Annotated in this window: 19 protein-coding genes, 2 tRNA genes and 1 pseudogene; 8 read left to right on the forward strand and 14 right to left on the reverse strand. The window is 44.2% G+C overall.

Features of this window, described 5'->3' with window-relative positions:
* Positions 1 to 495 precede the first annotated feature (495 nt).
* On the reverse strand, positions 496 to 1,401 hold the full coding sequence (locus tag R8N46_RS15795; protein ID WP_005383681.1) for a hydrogen peroxide-inducible genes activator: 906 nt from the start codon (positions 1,399 to 1,401) through the stop codon (positions 496 to 498).
* Between the two features lie 200 nt (positions 1,402 to 1,601).
* Between R8N46_RS15795 and R8N46_RS15800 the strand changes: the two genes are divergently transcribed.
* From R8N46_RS15800 to ppk2, 3 genes are all read left to right on the forward strand, one after another.
* The gene (locus R8N46_RS15800; protein ID WP_005381738.1) at positions 1,602 to 2,213 is read left to right on the forward strand and encodes a peroxiredoxin C; all 612 of its coding nucleotides are present in this window, start codon (positions 1,602 to 1,604) and stop codon (positions 2,211 to 2,213) included.
* Between the two features lie 283 nt (positions 2,214 to 2,496).
* Complete coding sequence (locus tag R8N46_RS15805; protein WP_412034985.1) at positions 2,497 to 3,240, forward strand: copper homeostasis protein CutC; 744 nt, start codon at positions 2,497 to 2,499, stop codon at positions 3,238 to 3,240.
* Positions 3,241 to 3,310: 70 nt separating this feature from the next.
* A complete protein-coding gene (gene ppk2 / locus R8N46_RS15810) occupies positions 3,311 to 4,087 on the forward strand; it encodes a polyphosphate kinase 2 (protein WP_005381743.1) in 777 nt (258 codons plus the stop codon).
* 62 nt (positions 4,088 to 4,149) lie between these two features.
* Here the strand turns inward: ppk2 and phoU are convergent, their stop codons facing one another.
* The 5 genes and pseudogenes from phoU to R8N46_RS15830 all read right to left on the reverse strand — a co-directional run bounded on the left by phoU (position 4,150) and on the right by R8N46_RS15830 (position 9,608).
* Positions 4,150 to 4,848: a phosphate signaling complex protein PhoU gene (gene phoU, locus R8N46_RS15815; RefSeq protein ID WP_005381744.1), complete on the reverse strand. Its 699-nt coding sequence runs from the start codon at positions 4,846 to 4,848 to the stop codon at positions 4,150 to 4,152.
* A 30-nt stretch (positions 4,849 to 4,878) separates the two neighbouring features.
* A complete protein-coding gene (gene pstB / locus R8N46_RS15820) occupies positions 4,879 to 5,697 on the reverse strand; it encodes a phosphate ABC transporter ATP-binding protein PstB (protein ID WP_017820558.1) in 819 nt (272 codons plus the stop codon).
* A 2-nt stretch (positions 5,698 to 5,699) separates the two neighbouring features.
* Entirely contained in the window at positions 5,700 to 7,013 is a 1,314-nt protein-coding gene (pstA, locus tag R8N46_RS15825) for a phosphate ABC transporter permease PstA (RefSeq protein ID WP_372081520.1), read from the reverse strand.
* A gap of 128 nt (positions 7,014 to 7,141) precedes the next feature.
* Positions 7,142 to 7,373 (reverse strand): annotated as a pseudogene (locus R8N46_RS25755) (phosphate ABC transporter, permease protein PstA); the annotation flags it as partial.
* 30 nt (positions 7,374 to 7,403) lie between these two features.
* Complete coding sequence (locus R8N46_RS15830) at positions 7,404 to 9,608, reverse strand: ABC transporter permease subunit (RefSeq protein WP_017820556.1); 2,205 nt, start codon at positions 9,606 to 9,608, stop codon at positions 7,404 to 7,406.
* Between the two features lie 207 nt (positions 9,609 to 9,815).
* On the opposite strand from R8N46_RS15830, the gene ppk1 reads away from it, so the two are divergent.
* Both ppk1 and ppx read left to right on the forward strand, forming a co-directional pair.
* Positions 9,816 to 11,906 (forward strand): polyphosphate kinase 1, encoded by a 2,091-nt coding sequence (gene ppk1 / locus R8N46_RS15835; RefSeq protein WP_005381748.1) that lies wholly within the window; start codon positions 9,816 to 9,818, stop codon positions 11,904 to 11,906.
* Entirely contained in the window at positions 11,890 to 13,395 is a 1,506-nt protein-coding gene (ppx, locus tag R8N46_RS15840; protein ID WP_033905789.1) for an exopolyphosphatase, read from the forward strand. Before ppk1 ends, ppx begins: the two co-directional genes overlap by 17 nt.
* 34 nt (positions 13,396 to 13,429) lie before the next feature.
* Here ppx and R8N46_RS15845 read toward each other — a convergent pair whose 3' ends face one another.
* From R8N46_RS15845 to phoB, 3 genes are read right to left on the reverse strand one after another with little or no spacing between them, the layout of a single operon-like run.
* Entirely contained in the window at positions 13,430 to 14,389 is a 960-nt protein-coding gene (locus R8N46_RS15845) for a PstS family phosphate ABC transporter substrate-binding protein (RefSeq protein ID WP_017821959.1), read from the reverse strand.
* Positions 14,389 to 15,687, reverse strand: coding sequence for a phosphate regulon sensor histidine kinase PhoR (phoR, locus tag R8N46_RS15850; protein ID WP_005383667.1), 1,299 nt, complete (start codon positions 15,685 to 15,687; stop codon positions 14,389 to 14,391). The genes R8N46_RS15845 and phoR overlap by 1 nt, the downstream gene beginning before the upstream one ends.
* A 40-nt stretch (positions 15,688 to 15,727) precedes the next feature.
* Positions 15,728 to 16,417 (reverse strand): phosphate regulon transcriptional regulator PhoB, encoded by a 690-nt coding sequence (gene phoB / locus R8N46_RS15855; protein WP_005381752.1) that lies wholly within the window; start codon positions 16,415 to 16,417, stop codon positions 15,728 to 15,730.
* A gap of 224 nt (positions 16,418 to 16,641) precedes the next feature.
* On the opposite strand from phoB, the gene rdgC reads away from it, so the two are divergent.
* The 3 genes from rdgC to R8N46_RS15870 all read left to right on the forward strand — a co-directional run bounded on the left by rdgC (position 16,642) and on the right by R8N46_RS15870 (position 19,379).
* A complete protein-coding gene (gene rdgC, locus R8N46_RS15860; RefSeq protein WP_017821958.1) occupies positions 16,642 to 17,556 on the forward strand; it encodes a recombination-associated protein RdgC in 915 nt (304 codons plus the stop codon).
* 165 nt (positions 17,557 to 17,721) lie between these two features.
* The gene (yegQ, locus tag R8N46_RS15865; protein ID WP_005381754.1) at positions 17,722 to 19,122 is read left to right on the forward strand and encodes a tRNA 5-hydroxyuridine modification protein YegQ; all 1,401 of its coding nucleotides are present in this window, start codon (positions 17,722 to 17,724) and stop codon (positions 19,120 to 19,122) included.
* Between the two features lie 2 nt (positions 19,123 to 19,124).
* Complete coding sequence (locus tag R8N46_RS15870) at positions 19,125 to 19,379, forward strand: YfhL family 4Fe-4S dicluster ferredoxin (protein WP_005381763.1); 255 nt, start codon at positions 19,125 to 19,127, stop codon at positions 19,377 to 19,379.
* Positions 19,380 to 19,421: 42 nt separating this feature from the next.
* On the opposite strand, the gene R8N46_RS15875 is transcribed toward R8N46_RS15870, so the two are convergent.
* The 5 genes from R8N46_RS15875 to R8N46_RS15895 form a co-directional block, all read right to left on the reverse strand.
* Complete coding sequence (locus R8N46_RS15875) at positions 19,422 to 19,730, reverse strand: hypothetical protein (RefSeq protein WP_005381765.1); 309 nt, start codon at positions 19,728 to 19,730, stop codon at positions 19,422 to 19,424.
* A 323-nt stretch (positions 19,731 to 20,053) separates the two neighbouring features.
* The gene (gene mepA, locus R8N46_RS15880) at positions 20,054 to 20,890 is read right to left on the reverse strand and encodes a penicillin-insensitive murein endopeptidase (protein WP_017821957.1); all 837 of its coding nucleotides are present in this window, start codon (positions 20,888 to 20,890) and stop codon (positions 20,054 to 20,056) included.
* A gap of 12 nt (positions 20,891 to 20,902) precedes the next feature.
* Positions 20,903 to 21,235 carry a DUF1904 domain-containing protein gene (locus tag R8N46_RS15885; protein ID WP_005381768.1) on the reverse strand — a complete coding sequence of 111 codons (333 nt, stop codon included), beginning with the start codon at positions 21,233 to 21,235 and terminating at the stop codon, positions 20,903 to 20,905.
* 473 nt (positions 21,236 to 21,708) lie between these two features.
* Positions 21,709 to 21,785 (reverse strand) — tRNA-Trp (locus R8N46_RS15890).
* Between the two features lie 35 nt (positions 21,786 to 21,820).
* Positions 21,821 to 21,897 (reverse strand) — tRNA-Asp (locus tag R8N46_RS15895).
* Positions 21,898 to 22,047 lie beyond the last annotated feature (150 nt).

Consider the following 22,047-nt stretch of genomic DNA (forward strand, 5'->3'; position numbering starts at 1 on the left):
CCATGCCGATAGATTGCGTAATGCTACGTGTATTTTCAATCTAGACATAAGTCGTATCGGCCTTTAAATAAGCTATATCAACAAGGGGTTTAGTGAAACCCCCAATATAAACAAAACAGAAAATTCAAAGTTTTATTCCGCAAGGTAAAAACCATCTATCAAGCGCCTTATTTTGTAAGTTATTACGTAATAAAATTACATTAAATTTAAAGTCGTTTTATCATTTCAAACAAGCGTATGAATATAGACTGGTAAACAAACACCTTGTATTCACAAGGGCTGAAGAGATGTATTTAAACAGGGGTCAAACAAGGTATGCAGGGCTTTGTGTAAAATTAACATTGTGAAATTTCACTATTTTATGAAAGCTTCATCAAAGAAGAGCTGTAAAATTTTACAAGTCAAAGTTTACCAACAGAATAAAATACTAGAAAGCGCACTGTTTCCAGTGCGCTTTTAGATAAATAATGGAGAAGTAAGGGCTAATACTAATAGCTAAAGCAGCTCTGAAACGACTTCTGCAAGTTGATTAAATGTTTTCGTTCTTGACGAGCTCGGACGCCAAACTAAGCCTATTTCGCGATAAGCTTGTTTACCGGGAGGATCGATCACGACTAAATTCTGGTTATGCAGCAAGCCATGGTCGATAGCCATTTGAGGAATGAACGTTGTTCCCAAACCATTCGCAACCATTTGCACCAGTGTATGGAGGCTGGTTGCCGTAAACGGATTGATTTTTTCTTTGTCTGTTAATTTACACGCTGATACCGCATGTTCCGTTAAGCAATGTTCTTTCTCTAGTAGAAAGACGGATTCGTCAGGTAAATCCGCGTAACGAATCGGCACAGGGACCGATTGGGCTTGATTAGCGCTTATAACCATTCGAAACGGATCCTTACCCACTACTCGGCTTTCCATCCCATCAATTTCGACTGGTAACGCTAAAATAAGCACATCCAGCTCACCATGTCTGAGCGCTTGAAGTAAGTTTGTCGTCGTGTCTTCTCTTAATAAAAGATTCAGTTGTGGAAAACGGTAGTTCACCTCTTGTACCAAATCACACAGTAAAAACGGAGCAATTGTTGGTATACATCCTACTTTTAGCTGGCCTTGCATATCGTCGCCTTGGCACATACGTCCAAGCTCGACCAAATCTTGCCCTTTTGCTAACAGCTCTCGCCCCTGCTTTACTACCATTTCTCCTGTTTGGGTAAAAACCAGTGGACTTTTTTTATCTTTCTTTTCATATAAGGGACAACCAATCAATTCCTCTAAGTTTTGAATACCCTTACTTAAAGTCGACTGACTGACAAAACAACGCTCTGCAGCGTCACTAAAATGTCTTGTTTCATGCAGTGTGACTAAATAGTGTAACTGCTTCAAACTGGGCCATTTATTCATAATTGTATTTGTATCTACCGCCGTTCCAGTGATCGAGTTAAGAGTTTTGTTATTATCGTTTTTTTCGATTAACTCAATCTATTTATTTCGCTTTTTTCAATACTACAATCTGTACTATAGTTTGTCTCGTACAAACACGAACCAAACCGACACAACTGAATTCGGTTTGGAGCTAACCATACTTTTTAGGAGCAAAAAAAATGGTACTAGTAGGTCGTCAAGCCCCTGATTTTACTGCAGCAGCTGTTCTAGGTAACGGTGAAATCGTTGAAAACTTCAACTTTGCAGAGTTCACTAAAGGTAAGAAAGCAGTAGTATTCTTCTACCCACTAGATTTCACTTTCGTTTGCCCATCTGAGCTAATCGCATTCGACAACCGTCTAGCTGACTTCCAAGCTAAAGGTGTTGAAGTAATCGGTGTTTCTATCGATTCTCAGTTCTCTCACAACGCATGGCGTAACACTGCTATCGAAGATGGCGGTATCGGTCAAGTTAAGTACCCACTAGTTGCTGACGTTAAGCACGAAATCTGTAAAGCTTACGACGTTGAGCACCCAGAAGCAGGCGTTGCTTTCCGTGGTTCTTTCCTAATCGACGAAGAAGGCGTTGTACGTCACCAAGTAGTTAACGACCTACCACTAGGCCGTAACATCGACGAAATGCTACGCATGGTTGACGCTCTTAACTTCCACCAGAAGCACGGCGAAGTATGTCCTGCACAATGGGAAGAAGGTAAAGCAGGTATGGACGCATCTCCAAAAGGTGTTGCAGCGTTCCTATCTGAGCACGCAGCTGACCTAGGCAAAAAATAATAGACCTTCACCCTAGCTCAACGGGTGTGATGGTTGGATGTATATAAAGCAAAAAGCTAATGCGGAAAACCGCAAACGCCAATCAGTCTAAGTAAAGTCCTATCAAAGCCCAGAGCCTCTGCTCTGGGCTTTCTTTTTCCTTCAGATAAACCGCCAAAATGAGGTAACGCTTTAGCGTAAACTTTACCTATATTTATCATCCCCTCCATACAGATTCTGCTTACTTGCCCTGTTAATATCTTAGCCACAACACCTATTTGTAACGTTAGCAGGATAAATGAACGTGGTTACTCACCTAGAAGTCTGTATCGATAATATTGAATCTCTGCACTACGCCATTGCTGGCGGCGCCACTCGGATTGAACTTTGCTCCTCTTTGGCTTTAGGCGGACTAACACCCAGTTATGGTTTTATGCAGCAAGCGGCTAAGCTTTCGAGTGTTCCAGTTTATGCCATGATCCGCCCACGCCAAGGTGACTTCTTCTACAATGAAGAAGAGATCGAAATGATGCGTTGGGATATTGAAGCGGCTCACCAATCAGGCTTGAGCGGTGTCGTGTTCGGCGTGCTCACTCAAGACGGTGATATTCATATGCCTTACGCGGCTGCGCTGTGTGAATTTGCTCAAGCGCTTGGCTTAGGCGTGACCTTCCATCGTGCCTTTGACCAGTGTCGTGACGCTGAAAAAACTTTGGAAGAACTGATCAGCTTAGGTTGTGAACGTATTTTAACCTCCGGTCTTGCGCCTTCAGCACCACAAGGGATCGATGTGCTTAGAGCTTTGGTTAAGCAAGCCCAAGGACGCATAGCAATCATGGCGGGGGCTGGCGTTAATGCGAGTAACGTACGTGCGTTAGTAGAAGACACTCAAGTTCCTGAAATCCATCTGTCAGGCAAAACCACACGCCCTAGCCTAATGACCTTTGTTGCTGAACAAAGCAAAATGGGCGCATCCGATGTCGATGATTTTTTAATCCCCATCACAAGTACACAAGCCATAACCGATGTCGTAGCAACTCTCAAATAGACCACCGTAACCTCACGCGCATAGCTTTTGAGTGCTAACATATTGTTTATCAAGGAGTGAGGAAAGGTGTATGTCTAAATTGAAGAAAAAGGAATACGAAAAGGAGCTCAAAAACCTTCAAGTTGAGCTCGTAAAACTTCAAGAGTGGGTCAAACACAAAGGGTTAAAAGTGGTGGTTCTGTTTGAAGGCCGTGATGCTGCGGGCAAAGGCGGAGTGATAAAGCGAATTACAGAAAAGCTAAACCCGCGTGTTTGTCGCGTAGTGGCTCTGCCTGCACCGACCGAAAAAGAAAAAACGCAATGGTACTTCCAACGTTACGTCGCTCATTTACCATCTGCTGGTGAAATCGTTTTATTTGACCGAAGTTGGTATAACCGAGCAGGTGTCGAAAAAGTCATGGGGTTCTGTACTCCAGACGAATACGAGGAGTTTTTACGCTCTTGCCCTGAATTCGAGAGAATGTTGCAACGATCTGGGATTATTCTGATCAAGTATTGGTTTTCGGTTTCAGACGAAGAGCAGGAAAAACGTTTTCTAGGTCGAATTAATACGCCGATCAAACGTTGGAAATTCAGCCCAATGGATTTAGAGTCACGTCATCGCTGGGCGGAGTATTCGGAAGCAAAAGATAAGATGTTTGCCTATACAGACACGAAAAACTGCCCTTGGTGGGTCGTCCCTTCTGATGACAAAAAAAAAGCGCGCTTGAACTGTATCAGTCATTTACTAAGCCAGATTGATTACAAAGCACTTGAGTACTCACCCATCGAATTACCTGAACTCAATAAAGAAGGTTACGTCAGAGCGCCCATTGATGATCAGACCTTCGTTCCTGATAAATATTAACGTGCTTTCCTTCTCTCTAATAAATAGGCCAGCCTAAAAGCTGGTCTATTTGTTGAAGTCAGTTACTTCAGTACGTCATCAATACTTTGATCACCTAGGTGGCGTACATCTTTCCCTTTCACAAAGTAAATAATGTATTCACAGATGTTCTGGCAGCGGTCCCCCACGCGTTCAATCGCGCGTGCAGACCACATCACTTGCAGAATATTAGGGATATTTTTTGGATCTTCCATCATGTAAGTCATCAACTGACGAATCACCGCTTCATACTCGGCGTCTAGTTTGTCATCTTGTTTGTGCACCTCTGCTGCCGCTTCTACATCCATACGGGCAAACGCGTCTAAAACCTGATGCAGCATATTAATTGCCTGACGGCAGAGAGGCTCTAACGACACTTGGAATTGTCGTTCTTTTGATGATGGGCTTTCAATGGCAACGTAAGCAATACGTGTCGCCACGTCACCGATACGTTCTAAATCAGTGATCGTTTTGATGATAGCCATGATTAAGCGCAAGTCTTTTGCCGTTGGCTGACGCTTAGCAATAATGCGTGTACAAGCGTCATCGATCGAGACTTCCATCGCATTCACTTTATGATCGTCACGCACAACCTTACGCGCCAGTTCGATGTCTTCTTTATGCAAGGCTTGAATAGCATACGAAAGCTGCTGTTCTACCAAGCCTCCCATGGTTAATACATGAGTACGAATCGATTCTAGCTCTACGTTAAATTGTCCTGAAATATGACGTCCAAAGTGCATGATGTTCCTTATTCCGTATAGAGTCGCGACTTAACCGTAGCGACCCGTAATGTAATCTTCGGTCTGCTTCTTCATTGGCGAGGTGAAGATCGAGTCCGCGTCAGAGTATTCAATTAACTTCCCCATATGAATGAATGCAGTATGATCACTCACTCGCGCCGCTTGTTGCATGTTATGGGTAACGATAACGACAGTATATTGAGTCTTCAGCTCATTGATAAGCTCTTCAATAGTTAAAGTTGAGATTGGATCCAACGCTGATGTTGGCTCGTCCAATAACAGGACTTCCGGCTCAATCGCCACCGCGCGCGCAATGACCAAGCGCTGTTGCTGACCACCAGATAAGCCAAATGCGTTCTCATGCAAGCGGTCTTTTACCTCATCCCACAACGCCGCCGAGCGCAAGGATCGCTCCACTGCGTCATCTAAACTGCGGCTGTTTTTTACACCTTGTAAGCGTAAGCCATAAACTACATTTTCATAAATAGACTTAGGAAATGGATTGGGTCTTTGAAACACCATCCCCACTCGGCGTCGAAGTGTCGCAACATCGACATTGGGATGATAAACATTCTTGCCATGTAGACGTACTTTGCCTGTGACTCGACACCCTTCCACTAAGTCGTTCATGCGATTGATGCAACGTAATAACGTCGACTTTCCACACCCTGAAGGACCGATAAAAGCGGTGACTCGCCCTTTGGGAATTTGCATCGAAATATCATGCAGCGCCTGAGTTTGACCATAGAACAGATTAAGGTTCTCGATTGAGATTGCTGTTTGTTCATCCGTTAAATTATGAACGTCCAATGGTGGCTCATAACCTAATGTACTATCAAAATTAAACATACTTAATCTTGTCCTAACGTTCTGTATTTTTCTCGTAAATTATTGCGAATACTGATTGCTGTTAAGTTTAGCCCGACAATCACTGTCACGAGTAAGAAAGAGGTGGCATAAACTAATGGTCGCGCCGCTTCGATGTTGGAGGTTTGAAAGCCAACATCGTAAATGTGAAAACCTAAATGCATGAACTTTCTATCCAAATGCACATAAGGGAATTGTCCGTCAACCGGTAAACTGGATGCCAATTTCACGACCCCCACCAGCATCAGTGGCGCTACTTCGCCAGCTGCACGCGCAATCGCAAGGATCAAACCTGTGATAATAGCTGGCGTCGCCATAGGCAAAACCACGCGCCATAGCGTTTCGAACTGAGTTGCACCAAGTGCCAGAGAGCCATGTCGTACGGAGCTCGGAATTCGAGTTAAACCTTCTTCTGTCGTCACAATCACAACTGGAAGCGTCAGCACGGCAAGAGTTAGTGCTGACCATAACAAACCCGGCGTACCAAAGGTTGGTGCCGGTAACTTCTCCGCATAGAATACGTTGTCGATAGAGGCACCAATCGTATAAACGAAGAAACCTAAACCAAACACGCCATAAACAATCGATGGAACACCCGCTAGGTTTATAACCGCAATACGAATAACTCTGGTTAGAGCATTATTCTTAGCGTATTCATGTAGATAGATAGCGGCGATCACCCCGAGTGGCATCACAATGATCGACATGATGAGTACTAAGAAAACCGTACCAAATATCGCAGGGAACACGCCTCCTTCGGAGTTAGACTCTCTTGGATCTTCAGATAAAAACTTCCAAACCTGTTTTCCCCAATGCATGACTTTATCAGGCAGTGACATTTGGTTTGGATACCAGTAGTCCAAAATGTCTTCGAGCGGAATCGATACTTGTGACCCCGTCATATCCTCGGCAATCAAGGCATAGTCAGAGAGCTGAAGTCGTAAACCATCAAGTTGCAAATCTAACGTCGCAAGCGCTTTTTCTATCTGCTCTTTTTTCGTCTGATTTTCCTTTAAGAAGCTTTCTGTCAGCGTGTCATTCAATTCATGCTTGCGCTTTTCTAATCGCAACTGCTCTAGCTTCCAACCAAGCTCTTTAAGCTGATCGACCACCAAAGAATCAATCTCATGGCGCAGAGTTTCTGCATCATCAAGCTTTTTATTTAGTATCGATTGAATATCACTGGTGTATATATTATCGCCATCTTGAAACGCCACCAGCTTACCAAAGAAATAACCACCGCTACTGCGCTCTATCACCGCCCACTCTTCTGGCGTCGTGGGCTCATCCAACTGCATTTGCAATACGGAGATAAAATCGGCGGGATACAACTCTCGGTTGGCGATTTTGATACTGAGTCGCGTGGCAAAATCTTCATCGTCTTCTAACTGTTGTGCTGCGCTTTCAGGCAAATAACTCTTCGGTACAAAGCTGCGCTCATACACTTGACCAATCAGAATAGTATTTTCATGTAGCACTTCGCCTTGTACAGGTGTCAGCGCTGCAACATTCCACTGATACAAGGGCGCTGGCCAAAAGTAAGTCAGGCCTTTCCAGCCGATAAGGAGTAACAACCCTAATACCGACAACAAACTGATGCTGACTGCACCGCCTGTTAGCCATATCCACGGTGCGCCAGAACGAATCCAATTTAACACGTTATTACTCGCTCTTTATTCAAACCATTATTACAACGCACGGTACTTATCTCTCAGTCTCTGACGAACCCACTCCGCAAGCGCGTTTACTGCAAACGTAAACACAAATAAAATCAATGCAGCTAGGAACAGCAGGCGATAATGCGAACTTCCAACTTCCGACTCTGGCAACTCAACGGCGATGGTCGCCGACAGGCTGCGCAATCCTTCCAAAATATTCCAATCCATTAATGGCGTATTGCCCGTTGCCATTAATACAATCATGGTTTCGCCAACAGCGCGTCCCAGGCCCATCATAATGGCAGAAAAAATACCTGGGCTTGCAGTAAGCAAGACAACATAGATTAAAGTTTGCCAAGGCGTGGCCCCTAATGCCAAAGAGCCATCCGATAAATGCTTCGGTACAGAGAAAATGGCATCTTCGGCAATGGTAAAAATCGTCGGGATAACAGCAAACCCCATCGCTAACCCCACCACCAATGCATTGCGTTGATCGTAACCAATACCATGCTCGGTTAAGAATAAGCGCATATCGCCACCAAAGAACGTCTGCTCAATCGTAGGCGAAATCCACACTCCAAGCCCAATCAGTACCAATATGACAGGCATGAGCACTAAAGCATGCCAACCATTAGGCAGACGATTCCGCAAAGGTTGCGGTATTAATGCCCATAGCCCGCCCATAATCATGGTGCTCAAGGGCAAAACAAACAGCATAACGACGATCGTAATCAAATGATCTTCGACAATAGGCGCGAACCACAATCCCGCGAGGAAACCTATGATCACCGTCGGCAGTGCTTCCATTAGCTCAATCGACGGTTTTACTACACGACGCATGCGTGGCGACATAAAGTAAGCCGTATAAATAGCACCTAGCACTGCGAGCGGTACTGAAAACAGCATCGCAAACATCGCCGCTTTTATCGTTCCAAACGCAATAGGTACTAGGCTGAACTTAGCCTCAAAGTTATCGCTCGCCGAAGTCGATTGCCACACAAATTCAGGCTCAGGATACCCTTCGTACCACACTTCTTGCCATAATGAAGACAATGAAACTTCCGGATAGGCATTGTCCACTTCCGCAACATTTAACGCATTATTTTGCCAAGTGATTAAGTAGCGTTCATTGTTAGACATTGCTGCGATTGCGGGCGCTTGATTGTACGCACGCTTAAACAACACCAGTTTTTCACTGGTTGTATAATGGCTTTGCAACGTGCCGTTGGTGTAAAAGCTATAAAATCCTTTTCGATGAGAATCCGGCAACAAATACTTAAGCTCTGATGCCAATTTAAAATCACGAATATGCGTTAACGTGCGTTTTTCTTCTTGCAGCGTATCAAACCATTGCGACACCCGACCATCGTTGTGCGTCACCAAAAGCGAGTAAGCACCAGCCAATAAGTCTATCGTACGAACGGAATGCTTCTTATCACCTTGAGTGAGATCGACCACCTCTCGCACAGCAAATTTACGTGCGGTTTTCTTTAACACGATCAACTCAGAGCCATCGCGCAAATAAAGCGTTTCACCGTCAGGTGTCAACAACATTTGCTGAGGCGTATTAAAGCCTGAAGAGAACGTAAAATCGATCGTTGTAGGAGACGTACCCAAAGACGAAGCCACTTGCCAGCGAGCTTTCACTTCACCACTTTGCGTCTGCCAAACAACCGTTGGTAAGGGCGTCGAAGCTGCAAATACAAACTGAGTCACAGGATCTTGAGGCGTACTTAGTGTCAGATCCATGCTGGTGTCTAGCTCAATCACTTCCGGAGGACGTGTATTTTCTCTCAATGTAGCATTAAATTCTGGCTTGAAAAGGTTCGCTTTACCCTGCCCATCAACAAATCCATACCAACCTAGCCCAGGAGCAGATTGAGAGAAAGCGACGGGTTTCTGGGCGATTTGCTGTGTATACACCGCAGGTTTCGTAGGATCGTCCATCGACAAATATTGAATCTCACCACTTTGGGTTAGAACGAACGCGAGCTGAGCGTAATCATCCACTGAAATCGCAAGTGGTGTTTCAATATGAGTGGCTCGAATGGCTTGGTTGGTTTTGATCTCCGCATCAGAAAAAAGCGGAATGATCACCATGGCGAGGTAGACAAAGATCAAAATAAGCGCCGCGAGTACGCCGACACCACCGGATGTCACTGCAAGTCGAACTAAACGATCTTTTATCAGTCGTTTCTTATCTTTTTCCTGCAATGAAAACTCGGCTTGTGCCATTTATATCTCTACCTTTTTTGACTTAGTACTAGAATATGTCGTTAAGATGACAATTATATTACAGATCACATTAAACACCTGAAAAGAATACAACTCTTATGCAATGCGTGGTATGAAATAAATCTGTAATGAAAATCTCATAATGTTCTCACTCATCCATTTTTCCAAGATGAGTACGTAATACTTCACTTTTGGCTAGGTAAGGTTATGAGCGCAGAAAAACTATATATAGAAAAAGAGCTGAGTTGGTTGTCTTTCAACGAACGAGTATTACAAGAAGCTGCCGATAAAACCGTCCCTTTGATCGAACGTATTCGCTTTCTTGGGATCTTTTCCAACAATTTAGATGAATTTTACAAAGTACGCTTTGCGGACGTGAAGCGCAGAATCCTAATCAGCCAAGAGCGCGGTGGCAGTGATAGCCCTAAACGACTGTTAACCAAAATGCAGTCGAAAGCACTAAAGCTTAACGAACAATTTGATGAGCTTTACAGCGAGTTGATTCGAGAAATGGCGCGACGTCGCATTTTCTTGGTCAACGAGCAACAACTGGATGAATCGCAACAAAAGTGGATCGCGAAATACTTCCGTAGAGAGGTAATGCCGCATATCACTCCCCTCCTAATGAAAGACGAGATCGATGTTCTGCAATTTCTCAAAGACGAGTACGCTTACATCGCCGTAGAACTGCGTAAAGAAGAACATTACCAGTACGCTCTGATCGAAATTCCGACCGATCACCTTCCCCGCTTTGTGATGGTACCAGAACAGAAAGGAAAGCGTCGAAAAACCATCATCTTACTTGATAATATTATCCGCCACTGTTTGGACGAGCTGTTCAAAGGCTTTTTTGATTATGATGAGCTTAGCGGCTATGCGATGAAAATGACGCGTGACGCTGAATACGATTTACGCAATGAAATCGAGTACAGCTTGCTTGAACAAATGTCAGAGGGTGTCAATCAGCGACTGACAGCAAAGCCCGTTCGCTTCGTCTACGAACGCGATATGCCGCCTCAAATGTTAGAGTTTCTGTGTAACAAACTTAATATCTCTAACTACGATAATCTTATCCCCGGCGGACGCTATCACAACTTTAAAGACTTCATCGGGTTTCCAAATGTTGGACGAGAATATCTTGAAAATAAACCTCTCCCGCCAATGAAATGTGCCGATTTCGAAGGTTATGCCAACAGCTTTGACGCGATTAAAGCGAAAGATATTCTGCTCTATTATCCCTACCACACTTTTGACCACATTAGTGAGTTAGTGCGCCAAGCCTCCTTCGATCCCAAAGTACTTAGTATCAAGATTAACATTTATCGCGTCGCGAAAGATTCTCGCTTGATGAACTCTTTAATTGATGCAGTGCACAACGGCAAAAATGTCACTGTGGTCGTCGAACTGCAAGCTCGCTTTGATGAAGAAGCCAATATCGAATGGTCAAAAGTATTAACCGAAGCGGGTGTGCACGTCATCTTTGGTGCGCCTGGTCTTAAGATTCACTCAAAGCTACTGATGATTAGCCGACGCGAAGGTGAAGAAATTATTCGCTACGCACACATCGGCACAGGCAACTTCCATGAGAAGACGGCACGAATTTATACCGACTTCTCCCTTCTTACGGCAGATCAAGAAATCACTAATGAAGTCCGTAATGTCTTCGGTTACATTGAGAACCCATACCGACCAGTGAAGTTCAATCACCTTATGGTATCTCCTCGTAATTCTCGAACCCAAATCTACCGCTTAATTGATAATGAAATTGCGAATGCCAAGCTAGGGAAAAAAGCCGCTCTTACGATCAAGGTCAATAACCTAGTCGATAAAGGCATCGTCAATAAGCTTTATGGAGCAAGTACTTCCGGTGTAAAAATAAACATGATCATTCGAGGTATGTGCTCATTAGTACCGGGCATTGAGGGGATCAGCGACAATATTCGCATCATCAGTATTGTTGACCGCTTTCTTGAGCACCCTCGCGTGGTGATCACCCACAATGATGGCGATCCGCAAGTTTATATCTCCTCCGCAGACTGGATGACAAGAAATATTGATCACCGTATCGAGGTAGCAGTACCAGTCCGTGATCCACGTTTGAAACAGAGAATTATTGATATAACGAATATCCATTTTACCGATACAGTAAAGGCTCGTTTAATAGATAAAGAAATGAGTAACGCTTACGTACCACGAGGTAATCGCAAAAAAGTTCGCTCTCAAATCGCTATCTATGACTATCTTAAAAATATAGAAAAGCAAACTAGAAAACAAAATTCAGATGCCTCAAATACTTGAACAAGATACTCGCTACATTGCCGCGATAGACCTCGGCTCAAACAGTTTCCATATGGTGGTGGCCAAAGTTGTCGGCAGTGACCTACAACTGGTTAGTCGTCATAAACAACGTGTTCGCTTAGCATCAGGACTCGACAGTGAATTGAACTTAAGTCACGCCGCAATGGAGCGTGCGCTAGAATGCTTAGCCATGTTCGCTGAGAGGCTGCAAGGGCTTGATGAGTCAAATGTACGTATCGCCGCCACACACACACTAAGACGCGCTAAAAATGCCCACCTTTTCATTGAGCGTGCGAAAGAAGTGATGCCTTTCCCGATAGAAATTATCCCTGGAGAAGAAGAAGCCCGCCTGATTTACTTAGGCGTCGCGCACACTCAAGTAGAATCCAACTCCAAACTAGTCATCGATATCGGAGGCGGCAGTACCGAGATGATTATTGGACAAGAATTTGAGCCTGAGCTTCTCAACAGTAAACAGATGGGATGCGTCAGTTTTACAGAGCAATACTTTAAAAACGGCAAACTGTCAGGAAAAAACTTCAGCAAGGCGATGTTAGCGGCCGAACAAAAACTCGAGTCCATCGCTTCAACATATCGTAAAAAGGGCTGGGATATTGCTCTCGGCTCATCAGGAACCATCAAAGCGATTCAAGAAGTGCTAGTAGGATTAGGTTTTGAAGATGGCCTGATCACAGCGAGTCGACTGGATACACTTATCGAAACTCTGTGTAAATTTGATTCCATTGAAGATATTGAACTGGCGGGTCTAACAGAAGAACGTAAACCCGTATTCGCAGCAGGCGTAGCGATTTTGTCCGCGATTTTCAAAGCGCTTCGCATTGAGCAAATGTTTTTCTCCGATGGTGCTCTACGCGAAGGCCTGTTGTACGAAATGGAAGAGCGTTTTGCGCGCTCCGATATTCGTATGCGCACCACAGAAAATTTAGCCAACAAGCACCGGGTCGACTTAGAGCATGCCGCTCGTGTGAAGGGGCATGCACGTGAGATGTTATGTCAGGTACGCTCTGAACTAGGCATTAAGAAAAAGAGTGAGTTATTTGACTTACTAGAGTGGGCAGCGTTGCTTCATGAAGTCGGATTAAGTATCAACTTGCGTAGTTTCCATCGCCACTCTTTTTATATTCTGTTGCACTCCACCCTACAAGGCTTCAACCGTGAGCAGCAATTAGTGCTCGCAACATTAGCTCGCTTCCAGCGTAAAGCGCTCAAATTGCAAGAACTACCAGATTTCAACCTCTATAAACAGAGTGACGTTATAAGCCTCATCAAAATATTACGGCTTTCTATCGTATTAAATGGGCAGCGTAATGAAGATCCATTGCCTGATATCACCTTATCTATCAAAAATGACGAATGGATTCTCACATGCACAGATGAAGCATGGCTAGAAAACAATAAATTACTTCACGCGGATTTACAGGAAGAACAAGAACGTTGGGACAGCGCGAAGTGGACACTCACTTTCTGATCTCGTACTGTCCATACCTAAATAAAAAGTCGGCTTACAGGCCGACTTTTTTTAACTCTTCTTCTGCAAAGTCTGCCGTAATGGGCACATAACCATCTTTCTCAACCAACGCTTGTCCCTGAGCAGAAAAGATAAAGCGAATAAACTCAGCTTCAATTGGTGTTAATGGGTAATCAGGGTGCTTATTCACGTAAACATATAAGTAACGTGATAGTGGGTACTTACCACTAACAATATGTTCTCGCGTTGGAGTCACGTAGTCATTTCCCATTTTAGCCACAGGGACTAAGCGCACGCCTGCCACTCGATAACCGACACCGGAATAACCAATTCCACTGATGGTTGACGCTACAGCTTGCACAACTGACGCGGAGCCTGGCTGCTCGTTAACTCGAGTCTTGAAATCGCCGCCACACAAGGCATTGCTTTTGAAGTAACCATAAGTTCCAGAAACGGAGTTACGACCAAACAACTGGACGTTTCGCTTTGCCCACTGTGATTCAAGACCGAGTTGCTGCCAGTTTGTGACAAATTGACTTTCACCACAGCGTAGCGTGGCAGAAAACAAAGCATCTAACTGACTAAAGTTAAGCCCTTGAATTGGATTATCTTGATGAACAAAAATACCGATTGCATCGATGGCTACCCTGAGCGCCGTTGGCTTGTAGCCATGTTCACGTTCAAACGCTTCAACCTCTCTTAAACGCATAGGGCGACTCATGGGACCAAACTGGGCTGTTTGTTCGGTCAATGCTGGAGGGGCAGTAGAAGAGCCAGATGCTTGGACTTGCGCATTAATATTCGGGTAAATGGATTTAAACTCTTCAACCCAAAGCGTTGTCATACCCGCAAGTGTATCGGAGCCAACAGAGAGCAAGTTCCCGACAATCCCCGTCGTTTTATGATAACTCGGCAATGGTTTATCTTGAGCGCCAGCCATACAGGAACAAACAAGCGCGAATAAACTGAATGTTTTTGCCAATCGTAACGCCATTATTTCACCACCAAACGCTCAGGCAATACGAAAGAAAACTTACTGCCCACGCCTACTTCACTGTGAATTTCTAAATGAGAGTCATGGTGACTCAGCGCGTGTTTTACAATGGCTAGCCCTAAACCACTTCCTCCAGTATCACGTGATCTTGCTTTATCTACTCGATAAAAACGCTCGGTAAGTCGGTGTAGGTGCTGAGGTTCAATACCATCACCGCTATCTTCCACCTCTAAGCATGCGCCTTGAGAGGTCTGGAACCAACGAACATTAATGTTCGCACCAGGTGGTGTGTATTTGACGGCGTTATAAACGAGGTTAGAGATAGCACTACGTAACTGGTCATCATCGCCCAACACGCGTAGGCTTGCATCAACATCAAATTTCAATTTATGTTGGTTGTCCCCACTAAGGCTAACCGCCTCTTTTTCTAACACTTCAAGCATCGCGGGCACATTCACGACTTCCTCAAGCTCATGCATAGGTGCCGCTTCAATTTTAGATAGTGTCAGTAGTTGGTTCACCAAACTGTTCATGCGGTTAAGCTGCTCCGTCATGACACCATGAGCTTTGCTCCACATTGGACCCACGACCATATCAGGGTCTTCAGTCATCTCCAAATAACCTTGTAGCACCGTCATTGGTGTACGCAGTTCATGAGATACGTTGGCAAAAAAGTTGCGACGCATTCCCTCAAGTTGTTTTAATTGGCTCACATCACGCACTACCATCAAGTGCTCACCCTCGGTATACGGTACGATACGTAGTTCTAGCATGCGTTCGACGTTGAGTGGTGAACGCATTTCTAATGGCTCTGAGAAGTCTTTCTTGTTGAGGTACTTGATAAAATCAGGTGTACGAATGAGATTGGAGATAGGTTGACCTGAATCTTCTGGCCAATGGAAGCCCAGTAAGTGCTGAGCCAGCTTGTTGCACCAAACAATATTGCCTTCAGCACGGAATACCACTACCGCATCGGGTAGTGATTCTGCACCATTTCTGAATCGACGAATAAGATTAGTAAGCTCTTTTCGTTTGCGGCGTTGGCGCTGTTGTAAGCGATACAACCCATTGAACAAAGATTCCCAGTTACCGCTACCAGACGGTGGCGTGAGGCGTTTTTCATCCCATAACCAAGAAGATAAACGTACTTGGTTATGCAAATGCCACACAAGCTGCAATGCCGTAGCAGCCAAAAGCAACCACGGCATATAACCGAATATCCAACCTACTATCACCCATGGGGTGTAAAAAAAAGCCAGCTCCCAGGCCAGCTTTTTCCACGTTAATCTTTCAACCACTCATAACTCCAGAAATGGTACCGATAAGCTGCGTGTTAATTTATGCCTTCGTCGAGAAGCGGTATCCAGCACCACGAACAGTTTGGATCAGCTTATCATGCCCTGCAGCTTCCAACGCTTTACGCAGACGGCGAATATGGACATCGACTGTACGGTCTTCGACATACACGTTGGTGCCCCAAACATTGTTTAATAGCTGCTCACGGCTGTATACGCGTTCTTGATGCGTCATGAAAAAATGAAGCATCTTAAATTCTGTTGGGCCCATGTCTAATGGCGCATCATTAGCCGTAACACGGTGCGATACAGGGTCAAGCTTCAATCCCTGTACATCAATTACATCTTCTAGTGCAGTCGGAGTAACGCGACGAATCACCGCTTTTAAGCGTGCAACCAACTCTTTAGGAGAGAATGGCTTAGTAATGTAGTCATCCGCACCGACTTCTAAACCGCGCACTTTATCTTCTTCTTCACCACGAGCGGTAAGCATCACAACTGGAATGTTGCGCGTTAATTCCTCTCGCTTCATATGTTTGATGAAGTTAATGCCACTACCGCCTGGTAACATCCAATCCAGTAAAACTAAATCAGGGAAGGGTTCAGCCAGTTTGGTTACTGCAGTATCGTAATCTTCCGCTTCTACCGCTTGGTAACCTTTCTGCTCAAGTACGAAGCACAGCATTTCGCGAATAGGAGCTTCGTCTTCAACAACCAGAATCCTTCTAGACATAATTGAGTAACCTTATGTTCGTTGAGCTAATGAATTTAAGAGACAAAGCGCCTCTCTATGCATAAGCATTATCACTACCAATTATGACACTTTTGTGACCTTTGAAAACAAATTTTCATATAACTTTCTTTTGAGGTTCATTCGGATATTTTTCATTTCTATTAAGACATCAGCACAAAAATTCCCTATGATTAGTCCCTTGTCATCAAGCCTAGAGAAGATTTATGTGGTTTAAAAACTGTCTGGTATACCGCGTTAACCGCGAGGTTACTTTTAACGCCGAACAACTAGAAACTCAGCTGTCTGAATTCCGATTCACCCCGTGTGGCAGTCAAGACAAACAGAAATTTGGCTGGGTCAGTGCAATGGGTAGACATGGCGATATGATGACTCACGTGTCAGAAAACCGCATTCTGATTTGCGCCAAGAAAGAAGAGAAAATGCTACCTGCCTCTGTGATCAAAGAATCATTGAATGCAAAAGTAGAAGCAATGGAAGCGCAAGAAGGTCGTCCTCTGAAGAAGAAAGAGAAAGACAACCTGAAAGATGACATCGTAATGGATTTACTGCCGCGCGCATTCAGCCGCAGCAGCCACACTCACGTGCTTATCATGCCAAAAGAAGGTTATATCCTTGTTGATGCAAGCAGCTACAAAAAAGCAGAAGATGTATTAGCATTGCTTCGTAAAACCATGGGTAGTTTACCTGTTATTCCTGCTATTCCAGAAGTGGCGATTGAAACTACGCTAACCGAGTGGGTGAAAAGCGGTGACACACCTCAAGGTATCAGCATGATGGACGAAGCTGAGCTAAAATCCGTACTTGAAGAAGGTGGTGTGATTCGCTGTAAGAAGCAAGAGCTCACCACTGATGAAATCCGCAACCACATCGCTGCGGATAAAGTCGTGACGAAACTTGCGCTTAATTGGCAAGATCGTATTGAGTTCATTATGACGGAAGATGCAGGCATCAAACGTCTAAAATTCTCTGATGAATTGAAAGATCAAAACGATGATATTCCACGTGAAGATCAAGCAGCTCGATTTGATGCAGACTTCTCTCTAATGTGTGGAGAGTTCAGTGCTTTCCTTCCCAACCTATACGATGCGCTAGGCGGCTTACCGAATCCTAACGCATAATATTGTATAAAGGTTAACCATAACGCCCTCACTTTTTTTGAGGGCGTTTTTCTATCTGAAGCACAATTACCCTAGTCACAGTTCACATTTTGACGTAAAATTTGCGCCCCATTTCCATTAGGTGGAATTGGCCTGACTTGTGATCAGATAAAAGAGAATTGAGCAATGACAACTGAGAAAGCATTCGTGCCTGAGCTACTATCTCCAGCGGGCAGCCTGAAAAACATGCGTTACGCATTCGCCTACGGGGCAGATGCAGTTTACGCTGGCCAACCTCGCTACAGCCTTCGCGTACGTAACAACGAGTTTAACCACGAGAACCTAAAAATCGGTATCGATGAAGCCCACGCCCTAGGCAAAAAGCTTTATGTGGTATGTAACATTCAACCACACAACTCGAAGCTAAAAACGTTCATCCGTGATCTTAAGCCAATCGTAGAGATGGGTCCTGACGCATTGATCATGTCAGATCCAGGCCTAATTATGATGGTTCGTGAAGCTTTCCCAGAAATGCCAATTCACCTTTCTGTACAAGCGAACGCTGTAAACTGGGCGACCGTTAAGTTCTGGGCAGCGAATGGCGTGGAACGTGTGATCGTTTCTCGCGAGCTATCTCTAGAAGAAATCGAAGAAATTCGTGAGCATTGCCCTGAAACTGAGCTTGAAGTATTCGTTCACGGTGCATTATGCATGGCTTACTCAGGTCGTTGCCTACTTTCTGGCTATATCAACAAACGTGACCCTAACCAAGGCACTTGCACTAACGCATGCCGCTGGGAATACAAAGTTGAAGAGGGTAAAGAAAACGACGCTGGTGATATCGTAGAGAAATTCGACCCGACTGAAGCACAGCCTGTCGAAGTACAAGACGAGCGCCCTGAAACCACAATTGGTCGCGGCAAACCAACAGATGAAGTCGTTCTGCTTTCTGAAGCGCACCGTCCAGAAGAAAAAATGGCGGCTTACGAAGATGAGCATGGTACTTACATCATGAACTCTAAAGACCTACGAGCGGTTCAGCACGTTGAACGCTTAACTAAGATGGGTGTTCACTCATTGAAAATTGAAGGTCGTACTAAATCATTCTATTACTGTGCTCGTACTGCACAGGTTTACCGTAAAGCGATTGATGATGCTGTAGCAGGTCGACCATTCGATGAAAGCCTAATGGGTACACTAGAAAGCCTAGCTCACCGTGGCTACACTGAAGGCTTCCTACGCCGTCATACACACGATACTTACCAAAACTACGATTACGGTTACTCAGTCTCTGATGCTCAACAGTTTGTTGGTGAATTCACAGGCAAACGTCGTGGTGACATGGCTGAAGTAGAAGTAAAAAATAAGTTTCTTGTCGGTGATAGCCTTGAACTAATGACGCCAAAAGGCAATATTGTTTTCACGCTAGAGGCAATGGAAAACCGCAAGTCAGAGTCTATTGAAGACGCGAAAGGAAACGGTCACTTTGTATTCATTCCAGTACCAGCAGAGCTAGATTTAGAATATGGCCTATTAATGCGTAACCTAAACTCAGGGCAGGACACCCGTAATCCGACTGGTAAGTAACCATGGCCTTGCTCATTACTGATAAATGCATTAACTGCGACATGTGTGATCCCGAATGCCCCAATGGGGCAATCAGTATGGGAGAGAGCATTTTCGAAATTGATCCAGCGCTATGTACAGAGTGTAAGGGGCATTACGAAAAGCCGACCTGTCAGTCAGTGTGTCCAATTACAAAATGCATAATCACTGATCCGAACCATGTCGAAACTGAAGAGCAGTTGCTTGAAAAATTCGTGATTATTCAAGGGTTAGCATAAGAGCAATTAGGTTCAACTTTGGCATCAAAGTTGAACCTTTTCTCAACCTGATTTTTCAATAGGGATAATATTGCAGAATAGCTCTTTTTCAAAATGATACTCTAGTCTCTCACGCCAATTTTCCGCTTGAGAAACAGGTATTAAATAAAAGTTTTCTCGGCTCGTATCAGTAACGAAAGCCATCCCATATTGCATCAGCTCATAATGCACATCATTAACAAAACCCGGATCAAGGCGTTGACGCCCAGTCAGGTGATTCACATCCTCTCGAGTCAAAGAGACTCCTTTAGTATCACTGCTAAATCTGTGTCTTAACCACTCTGCAAATTCTTTTGCACAAATCATAGTCATGGTTTTGTCCTTGATTTACTCTTCTAACAGGAAAAGGGGATATCCCTGCCTTACACACTTGTCTGCGTTGTTATCGCTTTTTAGCCAACTGACAGACATATTGCTAAGAAACCAGAGTATCGTGACGAAAGATCTTTTTCTAAACAGAGAAGTTACAACTTACCCATACTACAACTCTTTGTTTAATTTAGATTTCTATAATATGTCCCCAAAACTGATTGGGTTAGTTTTTGTATTGGTACTATTCAATGTAGACAAAAGTATGATGTTTCTCCAGTTTCATAAAAGAGATCACCAAGTACAGATAAACCTGAAGAGTAACACTAATTTGGATTGATAAGCGGCAAGCATTGAGGTGGAACGACTTTTTTTCGTTTGGGCTTAGAGGTTGTTTTTACCCGTTGAGGGGGATCAGTAGGTTTTGCTTTCGGGGCCCAACTTGCAAGCTCAGCACCGCAACCATCACCTACTGGAGGTGGTGCTTGATCAACACAATAGTCGCTCGAATCAGGACAAGATAACCTGACGTGAAAGTGGTAATGATGCCCCCACCATGGACGTACTTTACGTAACCAAGAACGATCTTTGCCGTTTTCTTGCAAGCAAAGTTGCTCCTTAATAACAGGATGTACAAAAATTCGTGCAACATCCTTACTTTTTGAAGCGTACCGAATTAGCTTAAAGTGCCGCTCTTCCCAGCGATGATTAAGTATGGAATAACCTTTTAAATCCACCACACTCATGGGTTTAGGAAGTTGTAATTCGTTATAAGAAAGCGGTTGGTCAGCAAGTCTTAACCAGATATCGATATCTAACCCGGTTTGATGACTAGAATGACCAGAGGAGAACCTTCCACCTCTAGGTAAAGACAAATCACCAATTAGCAGAGTGGTGTTGAGATTTTGATGAGCTTTAAGCGCCAGATTTTCAATAAACTCTATCGTTTTAGGGTGCCCATAGTAGCGCTTCGTTTTACTACGTAAGACTTGATAACCAACGCCATCGAGAGGCAAGGGTAATGCACCATCTAAACAACCGTTAGCATAACTACCAATAGAGGAGGAAGAGTTTCGGGTAGGATTAACCGCAGACTCCCAAGGAGTAGAACATACTGAAGCTGAGAAACATAAACCCAAAGTTACAATGAAACTCAGCCTCATAGCCTTTAACCTTTAGTAGTGTTCGCCATTATCGTAATAAGCTTTAGGAGATAAGGCGGAAAAGATAACTGCAACATCAATATCGGCACCAGCGATACCGCGCACTTGTTGCGTAATAAGCTTGGCAACTTCATCTTGCACTTCCTGGCCACGGTCGAACCAAAGCACTTCGACAAAAGGATATGCAGCACTCACCTCACCCTCATTGAAAAACGTAGTGTAGATATACTCAAAAGTAAAATCCTCACGCGGACAGTCCATTAGAGGCTGAAGTTCATCCGTAAGGGGTTTTGATAATGCCTGAACAGCTTGTGGCTCTACAGCACGGAATCGAAAATGTGGCATAAACTTACTTCCTAATTATTAGCATTAATGCATGATGATAACAGGAACCAAGTCAGTAATCATCCAAGCCAATGTAACCACTGACCTTTCAATAGATTGTGAATCAGATGTGCTCGATAACGAAGAAAAAGTGTTATGAAATTCGAAGGTAAAACAGAAAGAGCAAAGCGATACATCAACATTTAGTAATTACATTACTAGAAAATAAAACTATCTGAAGCAAAGGTATGCCATATTCGTTGGATAAACATACACCTAACGTCGAAACTATACGTTAGGAATAAAAGAGCCCCTGACCTAAGCCAGAGCTTATGAACATGGGGGATAGGTGAAGTGGACCAATATCTCGGAGATATGAACTTTCAATCCCCCGATACTTTGGTATGAGAGGAATCGACAACTCTCCAACTAGTCAGATTCTCTTTTCTTCAGATGCAAAAAAGCCCCAGCATTACTGCTGAGGCTTTAGAGTATGGCAGGGGTGGAGAGATTCGAACTCCCAACACGCGGATTTGGAATCCGCTGCTCTGCCAATTGGAGCTACACCCCTGTAATTCGTGTTTATTGAGACGACGCTCAAATAAGTGGCGGAGTGGACGGGACTCGAACCCGCGACCCCCGGCGTGACAGGCCGGTATTCTAACCAACTGAACTACCACTCCGCAGTGGTATCACTCGCTTTAATAAGCAAGCGTCCGCTTTTGTCTTCACTTTTCGAAAAAGTGAAAATAAAACTAAAGCCTGGCGATGTCCTACTCTCACATGGGGAAGCCCCACACTACCATCGGCGCTATTTCGTTTCACTTCTGAGT

Origin of the sequence: Vibrio sp. 1874 (genome assembly GCF_033344395.1) — a bacterium.
Lineage (GTDB): Bacteria > Pseudomonadota > Gammaproteobacteria > Enterobacterales > Vibrionaceae > Vibrio > Vibrio alginolyticus.